11 protein-coding genes are annotated in these 13,543 nt (G+C 50.0%); all 11 read right to left on the bottom strand.

Translation table 11 applies throughout. The features are described from left to right. Positions 1 to 41: 41 nt before the first annotated feature. The gene (locus K6V26_RS13115; RefSeq protein ID WP_224265550.1) at positions 42 to 1,973 is read right to left on the bottom strand and encodes an NAD(+) synthase; all 1,932 of its coding nucleotides are present in this window, start codon (positions 1,971 to 1,973) and stop codon (positions 42 to 44) included. Positions 1,974 to 1,985: 12 nt separating this feature from the next. After that, positions 1,986 to 2,309: a type II toxin-antitoxin system RelE/ParE family toxin gene (locus K6V26_RS13110; protein ID WP_224265549.1), complete on the bottom strand. Its 324-nt coding sequence runs from the start codon at positions 2,307 to 2,309 to the stop codon at positions 1,986 to 1,988. Further along, positions 2,300 to 2,554, bottom strand: a complete 255-nt coding sequence (locus K6V26_RS13105; RefSeq protein ID WP_224265548.1) for a hypothetical protein — start codon at positions 2,552 to 2,554, stop codon at positions 2,300 to 2,302. The genes K6V26_RS13110 and K6V26_RS13105 overlap by 10 nt, the downstream gene beginning before the upstream one ends. Positions 2,555 to 2,751: 197 nt before the next feature. Beyond that, positions 2,752 to 4,938 carry a glutamine synthetase III family protein gene (locus K6V26_RS13100; RefSeq protein WP_007658422.1) on the bottom strand — a complete coding sequence of 729 codons (2,187 nt, stop codon included), beginning with the start codon at positions 4,936 to 4,938 and terminating at the stop codon, positions 2,752 to 2,754. Between the two features lie 282 nt (positions 4,939 to 5,220). After that, positions 5,221 to 6,255, bottom strand: coding sequence for an aspartate--ammonia ligase (asnA, locus tag K6V26_RS13095; RefSeq protein ID WP_224265547.1), 1,035 nt, complete (start codon positions 6,253 to 6,255; stop codon positions 5,221 to 5,223). A gap of 281 nt (positions 6,256 to 6,536) precedes the next feature. Continuing rightward, positions 6,537 to 7,805 carry an ammonium transporter gene (locus tag K6V26_RS13090; protein ID WP_309597202.1) on the bottom strand — a complete coding sequence of 423 codons (1,269 nt, stop codon included), beginning with the start codon at positions 7,803 to 7,805 and terminating at the stop codon, positions 6,537 to 6,539. Positions 7,806 to 7,962: 157 nt separating this feature from the next. Beyond that, a complete protein-coding gene (locus K6V26_RS13085; RefSeq protein WP_224265546.1) occupies positions 7,963 to 8,319 on the bottom strand; it encodes a P-II family nitrogen regulator in 357 nt (118 codons plus the stop codon). A gap of 175 nt (positions 8,320 to 8,494) precedes the next feature. Next, positions 8,495 to 9,220 (bottom strand): TorF family putative porin, encoded by a 726-nt coding sequence (locus tag K6V26_RS13080; RefSeq protein WP_224265545.1) that lies wholly within the window; start codon positions 9,218 to 9,220, stop codon positions 8,495 to 8,497. Between the two features lie 154 nt (positions 9,221 to 9,374). Further along, positions 9,375 to 10,601 carry an LL-diaminopimelate aminotransferase gene (locus K6V26_RS13075; protein ID WP_224265544.1) on the bottom strand — a complete coding sequence of 409 codons (1,227 nt, stop codon included), beginning with the start codon at positions 10,599 to 10,601 and terminating at the stop codon, positions 9,375 to 9,377. Between the two features lie 61 nt (positions 10,602 to 10,662). Continuing rightward, positions 10,663 to 11,475: a diaminopimelate epimerase gene (gene dapF, locus K6V26_RS13070; protein WP_224265543.1), complete on the bottom strand. Its 813-nt coding sequence runs from the start codon at positions 11,473 to 11,475 to the stop codon at positions 10,663 to 10,665. A 373-nt stretch (positions 11,476 to 11,848) separates the two neighbouring features. Further along, positions 11,849 to 13,543, bottom strand: coding sequence for a RagB/SusD family nutrient uptake outer membrane protein (locus tag K6V26_RS13065; RefSeq protein ID WP_224265542.1), 1,695 nt, complete (start codon positions 13,541 to 13,543; stop codon positions 11,849 to 11,851).

Here is a 13,543-nt window from a genome sequence, read left to right as displayed (position 1 = left end):
CCATTTCCAATGCAGGATATTTTATTTTGTCTATTTGTCTTTTAGTCTAACCCTTCTATCTCCTTCAGCCAAAGTGTCGCCATGGCATCGCTCGGCATGCGCCAGTCGCCACGGGGGGAGAGGCTGACGGAACCTACTTTCGGACCGTCCGGCAGGCAACTACGTTTGAACTGCTGCTGGAAGAAACGGCGGAAGAAGGTGTGAAGCCATTTCCGGATGGTCTCTTTGTCGTAACTGCCATCGAAAGCCTGTTGTGCCAGGAAATAAATCTTGGCGGGGGAGGAACCGAAACGGAGGAAATGGTAGAGGAAGAAGTCGTGGAGTTCGTAAGGGCCTACGAGGTCTTCCGTTTTCTGTTTGATGTTCCCGTTTTCGTCGGCGGGTATCAGTTCGGGACTGATTGGAGTGTCAACGATATCCAGCAATGTAGCACGTGAGGCTTCGTCCACCCGGTTGTGGGCAACCCATTCTACCAGGTATCTGACAAGCGTCTTGGGGATACTGCCGTTTACGCCGTACATCGACATGTGGTCTCCGTTGTAGGTAGCCCAGCCAAGGGCCAGTTCGGAAAGGTCGCCGGTACCGATCACCAGACCGTTTTCCTGGTTGGCTACGTCCATCAGGATTTGGGTGCGTTCGCGGGCCTGGCTGTTTTCGTAGGTCACGTCATGAACCGATGGGTTGTGACTGATATCTTTGAAATGCTGGAGGCAGGCATCCTTGATGGAGATTTCCTTTAGTGTGACACCCAGTGAACGGATAAGGTCGCAGGCGTTGGTGTAGGTGCGGTCTGTCGTTCCGAAGCCGGGCATGGTGATGCCGAGTATCTGATTACGGGGGATGTTCAGGGCATCGAATGTCATGACGGTTACCAGCAATGCCAGTGTGGAATCGAGTCCGCCGGAGATACCGACTACCGCTGTCCGGGAGTGGGTATGGACGATGCGTTTAGCCAGTCCGGCTACCTGTATCTGGAAAATCTCTTCGCAACGTTCCTTCAGTGCGTCGCCGGAAGGAGTGAACGGATGCGGGTCGACAGAGCGGGTCAATACCGGCTGGCCGGAGTTTTCAGACAGGGCGAACGGGATTGTTATTGTTTCACCCCCCAGCAGGGTGGAGGCGCCGTGCATGAAGCTAGTATTTATCTGGCGGTCGTTTTGCAGGTTCTCGATATCGATTTCACTGATGACGAGTTGTTCCTGCATGGTGAAGCGAGGGGACTCTTCCAATAGGGTGCCGTTTTCAGCGATGATTCCGTTGCCGGCAAAGACAAGGTCGGTGCTGGATTCTCCGAAACCGGCGGAGGCATAGACATATCCTGCCATGCAGCGGGCGGACTGCTGGCATATCAGCGAACGGAGGTAATGATGTTTTCCGATCAGTTCGTTGCTGGCGGATATATTGACAAGGATATTGGCTCCTTCCATCGCCAGTAAGGAACTGGGGGGGACGGGAACCCACAGGTCTTCGCATATTTCGATGCCGACTTTTACCTGTCCGGCGGTGAAGAGCAAGTGGCTGCCCAGCGGATATGTTCTGTCTCCGATTGAGACGGTCTTGTCCCGTAATTCGGTGGCGGAAGTGAACCAGCGTTGTTCCTGGAACTCCTTGTAGTTCGGTATGTATGTTTTGGGGACTACGCCTAATATCTTTCCGCTTTGGAAAGCTACGGCTGCGTTTATCAGCCTGTTTTCCGTCACTAACGGGGCGCCTGCGATTGTGAGGATATTCAGGTCGGCGGTGTCGCTGACCAGTTTCAATAAGGCTTGTTCCGCATTTTTCAGCAAAGTCTGCTGGGCGAACAGGTCCAGGCAGGTATAAGCCGTTACCGACATTTCAGGGAAGGCAATGATTTGTACGCCTTTGTCAGAAGCCTGGCGCATCAGGCCTTCCATCTGTTGAATATTATAAAAACAGTCTGCCACTTGTACGTGTGGGACGGCTGCTGCTACTTTTACGAATCCGTAGTTCATATGAGTTTATTTTTATCGTATAGCGTGTTTGAGTTTATCGGGGTTTTGCCGGCAATCGAAGATTCTGGCAATATAAACAGAATCGTTTTCTACGTAGTAAACTATTTTGTAGTACTCATGGATAAGTGAACGGAATCCTTCCGGTTCACTTTCCAATAAAGGTTCCTTAAACCCCAACAAGGGATTTGCTCCTAAAAGATTTGCATAATATTTGATGTTTTTACTTTGTTTGGATGCAATATCTTTAGATGCTTCCTTTTTGAGGTACTTCGCAATTTCTTTCAAGTCATTTTTGGCTTTATTAGTCCAGTAAGGAGTGTGTTTTTTTAGAACCATGTCTCCATTTCTTTCTCCAGATCTTCACTGGATATGATACGTCCATGTTTAACATCGTCTACTGCTTCCCGAACAGCTGCAATCATCTCTTCCTGCGAATGAACCACGCAAGGGCGAGGATTCTCTTTCTTTATTAACCGTTTCAATGCTTTTTCCACTTTTTGGGAAAGTTCTATACTATCAATCTTATCGATATAATTTTCAATAAGGGATGATTTAATCTGCTGTAATTCCATTGCCGTCATAACGTAAACTCCTTTCTTATATAATGATGGTCCAAAGGTATATATTTCTCCGGGAATATAAAAGAAGGGGAGCCATACTTCACAGCATGCTCCCCTTGCAAACACAAAACAATCAACAAAAAACTACTGTCTGAGTGAGATGATAAGATAAGCCGGGATGCTTTGGAGGGACACCCCGGCTCAAGGAATGTGTGGTCTTATCGGATAAACAATAATTCGCGATACTTCGGCAACGTCCACATCTGGTCGTCTACTACCAGTTCCAGTTTGTCGATGTGGTAGCGGATTTCTTCCAGCATCGGGACAATGGTGTCGTGGTAGGCGATTGCCTTTTCGCGTTCGCTTTCGATTTTGTTGGCGACCTTGCGGGCTTCGACCATTTCGTCTACCTTTTCCTTGATGAAGTTGGTGCGGCAGGCGATGTCTTCGATAATCTCCAGGTTACGGGCGGAAAGGACGGAGGCTTTTTCTGCCGGGAAGAGGTCCTTCATCTTATATACGTTGTCAATCAGCGAAGACTGGTAGCGGGTGGCGATAGGGATGATATGGTTCATCGTCAGGTCGCCCAACACGCGGGCTTCGATTTGGATTTTCTTGGTGTACGTCTCCCATTTTACTTCGTTGCGGGCTTCGAGTTCCTTGTGAGTCATGACGCCGGTCGATTCGAACATCCGGATGCTGCTTTCCTTCAGGTAGTTGTCGAAGATGAGCGGTACGCTGGTTTCGCAATCCAGGCCGCGGCGACGAGCTTCTTCTTTCCATTCGTCGCTGTAACCGTTACCGTCGAAGTGGATGGCCTTGCAGGCTTTGATGTCTTTGCGGAGGACTTCTAGGATGGCGGCGAATTTCTCTTTGCCGGTGGCAATCTTTGCGTCTACTTCGGCTTTGAAGAGTTTCAACTGTTCGGCCACGGCGGCATTGAGGGCGAGCATGGCAGACGCGCAGTTGGCTTCGGAACCTACGGCACGGAACTCGAAACGGTTGCCGGTGAAGGCGAAAGGCGAAGTACGGTTGCGGTCGGTATTGTCAATCAGCAACTCGGGGATGCGGGCGATGTCGAGCTTCATGCCCTGTTTACCGGCCAGCATCAGGTCTTCGGGTTCGCTTTTTTCAAGGTGCTCCAATACCTGCGACAGCTGCGTGCCGAGGAAGCTGGAGATGATGGCGGGAGGTGCTTCGTTGGCTCCCAGGCGGTGGGCGTTGGTGGCACTCGAGATGCTGGCTTTCAGCAGTCCGTTATGACGGTAGACGGCCATGAGCACGTTTACTACGAAGGTGATGAAACGGAGGTTGTCTTCCGGTGTCTTGCCCGGGCCCATCAGGCCGATGCCGGTATCGGTGCCCAGCGACCAGTTGTTGTGCTTGCCCGAGCCGTTGACGCCTTTGAAGGGCTTTTCGTGCAACAGGACGCGGAAACCGTGCTTGCGGCTGATTTTACGCATCAGTGCCATGACCAGCAGGTTGTGGTCGTTGGCGAGGTTGCATTCCTCGAAGATAGGGGCCAGCTCGAACTGGTTCGGAGCCACTTCGTTATGACGGGTTTTCAATGGGATACCCAGTTTGAGGGCCTCCATTTCCAACTCTTTCATAAATTCCATGACGCGGGTGGGGATGGCGCCGAAGTAATGGTCTTCGAGCTGTTGGTTTTTGCTGCTCTCATGGCCCATCAGCGTACGTCCGCTGAGCAGCAGGTCGGGGCGGGCGGCGTAGAGTCCTTCGTCTACCAGGAAATATTCCTGTTCCCAACCGAGGTAGGAATATACTTTCTTTACCTCCGGGTTGAAGTAATGGCATACGTCGACGGCAGCCTTGTTTACGGCTTCGAGCGCTTTCAGCAACGGGGCTTTATAGTCGAGGGATTCGCCGGTGTAGGCGATGAAGATGGTCGGGATACACAGGGTGTCACCCACGATAAAAGCAGGAGAGGAAGGGTCCCAGGCGGAATAACCGCGGGCTTCGAAGGTATTACGGATACCGCCGTTCGGGAAGCTGGAGGCATCGGGTTCCTGTTGTATGAGCAGTTTGCCGGAGAACTCTTCGACCATGCCGCCTTTGCCGTCGTGTTCGACGAAAGCGTCATGTTTTTCGGCTGTCCCTTCGGTGAGGGGGTGGAACCAGTGGGTATAATGCGTTGCACCCATTTCGATGGCCCATTTCTTCATGCCGGCGGCTACGGCGTCGGCAGTCTCGCGGTCGAGGGGGGCACCGTTGTCGATGGAGTCGACCAGTCTGGCATAGGCTTTTTCCGGAAGATACTTGAACATCTTCTCGCGGTTGAATACGTTCTTTCCGAAATATTCCGACGGACGTTCTGCCGGGGCGGCTACTTCGGCGGCTCTTTTCTTGAAGGCCGATTCTACTACTCTGAATCTTAACTTTGACATAATATAGGATTTTTACTTTTGGCTTGATCCAAAAGTAAACAAAAGATCAAGGCTGCACCGGCTTCGCTGCTCCGGTGGAAGACTACGCTGTCGCATCTGAACTCGCTGCGCTCAAACAGCAGATGCTCGGGGCGCTCCGTCTTCCCCCTCCGCGGACGCTCACCCGCTGAGGCCTTGCTAAGAACGCTTTGCGTTCTCTTAGGATGGCCGATACTGATACCTATATAGCGGGAGGTATCGGCCTTGAACTTTTGCTTACTTTTCTTTCAAGAGAAAAGTGAGTTATAATAATATAATGTTATTCTGTTTACAGACCTCGAACTGTTCTTCCGGCCATATCGAAGCCTGTACCTCGCCGATATGTGCTTTGCGGAGGAAGAACATGCAGAGGCGGCTCTGGCCGATGCCGCCGCCGATGGATTGCGGGAGGCGGCCGTCGAGCAACATCTTGTGGAACTCCAGGGCGGCACGTTCGGGGCATCCGCGTTCTTGCAGCTGCCGGCGCAGGGCTTCCTTGTCGACACGGATACCCATGGATGACAGTTCGAAGGCACATTGCAAGACGTCGTTCCAAAGGATGATGTCACCGTTCAGGCCGTTGAAGCCATCGGAGTTGACCGTGCTCCAGTCGTCATAGTCGGGGGCACGTCCGTCGTGTTTCTCCCCGTTTGTCAGTTCGCCGCCGATGCCGATAACGAAGATGGCACCGAATTTGGCGGCTGCTTTGTTTTCGCGTTCACGGGGAGGAATGCCCGGATACATCTTTTGTAATTCTTCCGCATGGATGAAGGTGATGTTGTCCGGCAGGGAAGGAGTGATGTGAGGATACTGGTTGTAGACCATCTCCTCGATTTCTTTCAGTAGCGTGTAAATGCAGCGTACGGTACGTTTCAGGTAATCCAGGTTGCGGTCTTCCGGACGGATGGTTTTTTCCCAGTCCCACTGGTCGACATACAGCGAGTGAAGATTGTCGAGGTCTTCGTCGCCGCGGATGGCATTCATGTCGGTATAAAGTCCGTAGCCGGCAGGGATACGATAGGCCGCCAGTTTCATCCGTTTCCATTTGGCGAGCGAGTGGACGACTTCTGCCCGCCGTTCGCCCATGCAGTGGATGGGGAAGCTGACGGCGCGTTCTACCCCGTTCAGGTCGTCGTTGATGCCGGTTCCCGAGAGAACGAATAAAGGGGCGGTTACGCGGCGCAGGTTCAACGCTTTCGACAGTTTCTCCTGGAAGCTGGTTTTTAACATCTGAATCGCTTGCTCGGTCGTTTCCGGCGTAAGCGTCTGTTTGTAATCTTTTGGAATAATCAGTGACATGTGTATATAGTTTAAAATGTTGATTGTCTTTGTCGGTATGGGAGGAGAGGGGGTGCCTCCCTTCCCGTATCCTATGGTACCGCACCCGGATGCGGTAGTCTGCCTCATCCCGATGATGTGAACCGCCGCATCCTGGTGTGGTAGATAGCCGCATCCGGATGAGGTACTATCGTATCCGAGGTGTTACCCTATCAGGGTGGTGCGATTCACACTATCTCGATGGTGTCTATTGCCCTGTCCGGATGGTGTTGACTACCCTATCCCGATAGTGTTATGGCGTATCAACTGTTGTAGGCCGTTTCGCCATGTTCGTATATGTCGAGCCCCTCTTCTTCCACACGGGGTGTGACGCGCAAGCCATGTACGATGTCAAGTCCTTTGAAGACCACGAATCCCATCAAGGCGGCCCAGCATCCGACTATGGCGGCTCCGAAAAGCTGTGCCAGCAGGAAGTTTGCACTGCCCGAGTAGAAAAGTCCCTGTTCGGTGGCAAACAATCCGGTCAGTACGGTTCCGAGGAATCCGCAGACACCGTGTACGGAAGAGGCTCCGACAGGATCGTCGATTTTCAGAACATGGTCGATAAAGTCGACGGCATAGACCATAACCGTTCCGCAGATGGCTCCGATCAAGACGGCTCCGACAGGCGACACCAGGTCGCAACCGGCAGTGATACCTACCAGGCCTGCCAATACACCGTTGAGTGTCAGCGACAGCGACGGTTTTTTATATTTCATCCAGGCTACGATCAGCGAGAGGAATCCTCCGGCGCAGGCAGCCAGGTTGGTGGTCAGGAATACGTGGGAGATTGCCATGCGGTTGCCTTCGCCCGAAGCGGCCAGCTGTGAACCCGGATTGAATCCGAACCAGCCGAACCAGAGGATGAAGACACCCAAGCAGGCGATTGTCAGATTATGTCCCGGAATGGCACGCGATTTCCTGTCTTTGCCGTATTTGCCGATACGCGGGCCGATGATGGCGGCGCCGACCAAGGCTACCCATCCGCCGACGGAGTGCACGACGGTCGACCCGGCAAAGTCGTGGAATGTGGTCCCGAAGGTATTCATCATGAAGCTGCCTTCTTCGCCGTTCATCAGCCAGCCGCCTCCCCAGGTCCAGTGGCCGCTGACGGGATAAATCAGTACGCTGATCAGTACGGTGTAAGCCAGGTACATGGAGAATTTTGTCCGTTCGGCCATGGCTCCCGATACGATGGTGGCTGCCGTGGCGCAGAATACGGTCTGGAAAACCAGGAAGCCTTCGACGGGCAACTGTGTGTCGTAGAAACTGATGTTGAAGAAATGGGGCATGCCTGCAAAACTTCCGGCGCCGAACATGACTCCAAAGCCGATTGCCCAGAACAGGAGGGAACCCAGCATGAAGTCGAGCAGGTTCTTCATCAGTATGTTTGCTGTGTTTTTGGTGCGGGTGAAGCCGGCCTCCACCAGGGCGAATCCCGGCTGCATAAAGAATACCAGCATAGCTGCAAGTAGCATCCACACGGTGTCGAGCGATAAAGCTAAGTCTGTAATTGTGTATGTTGTGTCCATAATTGTAATAATTTGCCAATGTGCTAATATGTCAATATGCCAATGAAGCAATAGACGAATAGCTTATAGGCTGATTGAATAATTTGTTAATTTGCCAATGTAGGAACTTGAATTGGCCTATTTAGCGAAGCGCCACATTATCCTATTGGCACATTCTCTATTTTTCCTGTTCGGCATTGTAGAGGGCGATGTCGCCCCGTTCGCCGGTACGGATGCGGACGGAGTCTTCTACGGGGATGACGAAGATGCGTCCGTCGCCGATTTCACCCGTTTGTGCCGCCTTGATGACTGCCTGTATGGTCTTCTCCACATTCTTGTCGCGTACGACGATGGAGATGAGGATGCGCTCGATAGAGCTGGTGTCGTAGACAACGCCACGGTAAATACGTCCCTGGCGGGCCTTGCCGACGCCTCTCACGTCGTAGTAAGAGAACCATTCAATGTCTGCTTCGAGAAGTGCTTCTTTCACATCTTCGAATTTGGTCTTGCGAATAATAGCTTCAATCTTTTTCATAACCTTACTTTTTTAATAGTTGATAAAAAGGAGGTATAGAGCTGCCTGCCATAGTCAGGTGTGGTCAGCGGTATAACATTCTATAAAATCGAAAAGCAGCGGCCGGCTTCTCTATACAGTCCTTTTTATGAGATAACCTAAATTGATACGTTATTTGTTACTTCAATCTCTTGTTTCATTTTATACTTAGTCCGAAAACTAAAAACACATTGTCTTGATTCGGTGCTACAATGCATTGGGCGAAGACGGGGAGGGAGAACGAGTCTGTTATTTTTATCTCCTTGCTGGCTTTCAGGGCGATCGTAGAAAGGGCAAAACCATCGGAACCCTCTTTGTGATACATCCCTGTCCAGGGTGATACGCCGATACTGGGGGTGACGTCTACGCCCAATACACTAAAGGCATAGCTAGCTTCCACATAGGTGGAAAACTGCCGGTCGCCGTTGGCTTTCTTGTCTCCTCCGGCAAACATTGTGCTCCAGGTGATTTCCAGGGGGAACGATTCGCCGAAGTTGTATCCGACGGTCCCTTCGAAGAAGTGGCTGTTCGAATAGTTGCCATAGCGTTTGCCTTCGCCTGCCCACCAATAATCTGTAACTCCGATACTGAATCCTCCGATTCCGTAGCCTACTGTGAGGTCGAACTCCTTACCCTTGTTCGGGTCGCTCATGCTGGAGAAGTCCGTGGAACCCCACGCCGTGAGAGAGAGGCCGGCATACGATAGTGCGATGCTCGGCTGGACGGACGGTCCCGTCTGGTACACTCCGCGCCATACATAACTGCTGACCAGGTCGGCGGCAGGCGCGATTTCAAACTTGTTTTCCTCTTGCGCAAAGGTCGTAAAAGACATAAGTAGAGCCGTAGCAGCCAAAACTGGTTGCCTGAAAGTCATTGTTTTCATAATGTTTCTCTTTTTGTTTATAAAAGCCTTTGCCGGTAACAAAGCCGGATGCGCCTTTCCTGCTTCGTTCTTATTTGCCCGGAGAAACGTTCGCTCTTTAATTGTCAGTTGCTAATTGCAAATCCTTAATTTTCAATTATCAATTTTCAATTCTTCAGAGCCACTTCTTCAGCCTGGCCATAGCTTCTAAAGTGTCGTCCCTGTCGCCAAAGGCGGTGAGTCTTAGATAACCTTCGCCACTCGGGCCGAATCCTACGCCCGGTGTCCCAACGATGTTGACTTCGTACAATAGTTTATCAAAGAATTTCCAGGAGGTGAGACCTTTCGGGGCTTTCACCCAGAGGTAAGGGGCGTTCTCGCCGCCATACACCTTCAGGCCGCAACCCTGGAGGGCTTCTCTCATAATCCGTGCGTTGGTCATATAGTAATTAATCGTAGCCTTTACCTGTTCTTTGCCTTCCGGAGAGTAAACCGCTTCGGCACCCCGCTGGGTGATGTAGCTGGTTCCGTTGAATTTGGTCGTCTGCCGGCGGTTCCACAGTTTGTTCAACTGTACCCGTTCGCCTCCCAGCGTGAAGCCGTTCAGCTCCTTCGGGACAACCGTGTATCCGCAGCGTACTCCGGTGAAACCCGCTGTCTTCGAGAAACTGCGGAATTCGATGGCTACTTTCTTCGCCCCTTTGATTTCGTAGATCGAGTGGGGGATGTTCGGGTCCTGGATGTAGGCCTCGTAAGCCGAGTCGTACATAATCAGGACGTCGTTTGCCAATGCATAGTTTACCCATTTCTTCAACTCGTCTTTCGTCAGGGTTGTTCCCGTCGGGTTGTTCGGGTAACAGAGGTAGAGTATGTCCACCCTGCGGGCCGGCAGTTCGGGCGTGAAGTTGTTTGCTTCCGTGCAGGGGATGTAAACAACATCGCTCCATTTGCCGTCTTCCAATACTCCGGTGCGTCCGCTCATGACGTTGGAGTCTATGTAAACGGGGTAGACCGGGTCGAGTACCCCGATACTGTTGTCGTGGCGGAGAATATCGCCGATATTTCCGCAATCGCTTTTGGCACCGTCGCTGACGAAAACCTCTCCCGGCTCCAGGAATACGCCGCGGCTGGCATAATCATTCTTGATGATTGCGTCGATCAGGAAGCTGTATCCCTGTTCGGGGCCGTAACCGTGGAAATTCTCTGTAGAAGCCAAATCATCCACCGCCTTATGCATGGCTTCGATGACGGCAGGTGCCAGGGGCTGTGTTACATCACCGATTCCCATGCGAATTATTTTGTCTTTAGGGTGTGTCACTTTGAAACTGTTTACCTTTTTCGCGATGTCGGAAAACAGGTAACTGCTTTGTAGTTTCAGGAAATGTTCATTAATCAGTGCCATATTCGTTCAATTGTTTTATGTTGTTGTCTTGTCGAGGTTGTCGGCCCTTTGTTTTTTTGTGTTATTTCTCTATTATTCCTTCAAATACGGTGACTGCTCCTCCGGTCATGTAGACCTTTCCTGAGTTTTCATCCCAGTGGATGGTGAGCGGGCCGCCGTCCATGAATACTTTTGTTTTCCGCTTCGTCTTACCGCATACGACACCGGCTACAGCTGTAGCACAGGCTCCTGTTCCGCAGGCCTGGGTGATGCCCGAACCCCGTTCCCATACCCGCATCCGGACTTCATCGTCTTTTAAAACCTGTACAAACTCAACATTGGTCCGGTCGGGGAAGAAAGCGTGTGTTTCCAGCTTAGGTCCGATAGCCGGTAAGTCGATATCGTTTATATCATTAACAAAAATAACCAGGTGAGGGTTGCCCATCGACACGACGGTTCCGGTGTAGACCTGGCCACCGGCTTCCAGTTCGAGGGCCGATTCGCCGATTCCGGGTGTTCCCATATCGACTGTTACTTCACTGACGGTATCATCATCCGAAACGGTCAGCTGAAGTTCTTTAATGCCGGATAATGTTTCGAGGGTGACTGTCTTTTTATCGGTCAGTCCTGCATCATATACATATTTGCCGATGCAGCGGGAAGCATTTCCGCACATCATGGCTTCGGAACCGTCTGCATTGAATATCCGCATGCTGAAATCGGCTTTTTCAGATGAACCTATCAGGACTAATCCATCCGACCCGATGCCTGTATGGAGAGCGCTCCACCTGACAGCTTGCTTTTCCGGGTTTTCCAGGGGATAAGCCATCGTGTTTACGTATATATAGTCGTTACCGGCTCCGTGCATCTTTGTGAATCTAATTGGATTTGTCATTTTATTTGTTTTACTCCTATTCTTGTTTCCTTTTGTTTTATTACGATACAAATATACGACGTTTTGATATATTATAATCATTAAATGTATCCAAATGTCCTTTAATTCTCTATTGTGTGATAATTTGATTCAATAAAGCGGTTTTACGTAATAATTCGTAACTGTATAACAAATAATCCGTGGGTATTGTAAGTTGCTGTAAGTGAAAAGTTGTTGAAATATCGTTAAAGCAACTCTTGTTGGCGGGTTTGGTTGTGTCTTTATGTTCATAGAAGGGCATAAAAAGGACGGCATTCCGTACGAATTGTCAGTAATTCGAGGGGAATGCCGTCTTTTTGTAAAATGCCACGCAGATGTGGTCTATTATTTTCTATTACAGTCCTGCCTGCGGATCGAATGTACCATTTTCCCAACCTTTTGTTTGTTCCAGGTTAGGGTTGTTGCTTAATTCGCTGCGTTTTATTGGCAGGAAGTACATATTTTGTTTTGCGATCATTGGCGTATTGTCACGGTCGAACAAATAAGTAGTATATGTCCCGTCAGTTTGTTTATTCATCACCAGTGCGTGACGTTTTTCCTGACCGACCATAAGTTTGTCGTAGATCATCCAACGGCGTAAGTCCCACATACGTTTCTGTTCGAACAATAACTCGATGAAGCGTTCTTCGCGGACAGCTTCGCGCATTTCACTTTGGTTCATGTTCGGATTCAGTCCGTACACTTTGCCTTTTAGTTCAGGATCGGAACTTGTTTCGTTGATACCTGCACGTTCACGGATTTGTTTCAGTATTTCGAAAGCTTCGCCCTGTTTACCTACTTCAACAGCTGCTTCAGCATAATTCAGCATGACTTCTGCCAAACGGATGTCGATATAGTCTGTTCCGGATTTCTGGCAATCGGAAATAGAAATGCTTTCATCAATGCCTTTCTTTGAATAATATCCAGTTCTGGATCCCATGTTTTTACCATATGCATAATCGTTTTGTGCATTTTCATTCAGTTCCATAACTGTATTGAAATAGGTAATGCCTTGATATACGACTGTTGCATAGAAACGTTTGTCGCGATTCTGCCATAAGGTAAAGATGTCATTATTGCCATCTTTTTTCCAGTCGGTATAGGTATATGTTTTTCCGTCGACAGTAGGGAAACGGTCGATCACTTCCTGTGTCGGGTGATTTCCGCCTGTATTATTCATAGAAAATGTGATCGGACGACATTTTGCATCTCTGGTTTGAGTGCGTGTCGGGTTTTCGTAACGGATGGCGAAGATCACTTCCTGATTCATTTCTTCCAGGAACAGTTTGCCATAATCACTGTAAAGAGCGTGTCCCTGACCAATCAGATAGTCGAGTGTTTCTTTATTGTAATTATAAGCTGTCTGCCAATGTTCGGCATTGTTGCTTGGATTGAATTGAGGACTGGCACGGAATAACAAGACACGACCGAGGAATGCTTTGGCAGCACCTTTAGTCACACGTCCCAGATTGTCACCGGAGAAAGAGGCCGGCAGACCTTCTGCACATGCTTTTAATTCGTTGATAATAAAATCGAAACAATCTTTGGTAGATGTACGTTTTACAAACAGGTCGTCTGTCAGTTCCTGCGGAACAGTAATCAGTGGAACACCGCCGTAGCGTTTTACCATTTCAAAATACAGATAAGCACGGATGAAGCGGGCTTCGTAAGTTAAACGGTCAGCCAGATCGCGATCGATCGTACAAAGATCCGGATTCTGTGCATTTTGGATGAAAATGTTACAGTTACGAATGTTTTTGTAAGGCCAGTACCAGGTTGGAGCGGAATCTTGTGTGTCACTCATATTATCCGGAGTCGTGGTTCCATCTACCCAACCTCCACCACCTGTCGCTTCATCACTTGCATCTGCCACTGTTGTATCCCAGCTTGGGATGGAAACATACAGTGCGTTCAGGAAAGCGGTAGTCAGAGTTTCGTCAACCCAAACCTGTTCTTCTGAGATGGAACTCAGATCTTCCTTATCCAATATGCTGGAACAAGAAGAGAAAAATGCCAGAATAGCTGCGCATGTAATAAATATCTTTTTCAT

Origin of the sequence: Parabacteroides goldsteinii (assembly GCF_020091425.1) — a bacterium.
Classification (GTDB): domain Bacteria; phylum Bacteroidota; class Bacteroidia; order Bacteroidales; family Tannerellaceae; genus Parabacteroides; species Parabacteroides goldsteinii.
The sequence above is the reverse complement of the archived record's forward strand: the minus strand, read 5'-3'. Positions and strand labels throughout refer to the sequence as shown.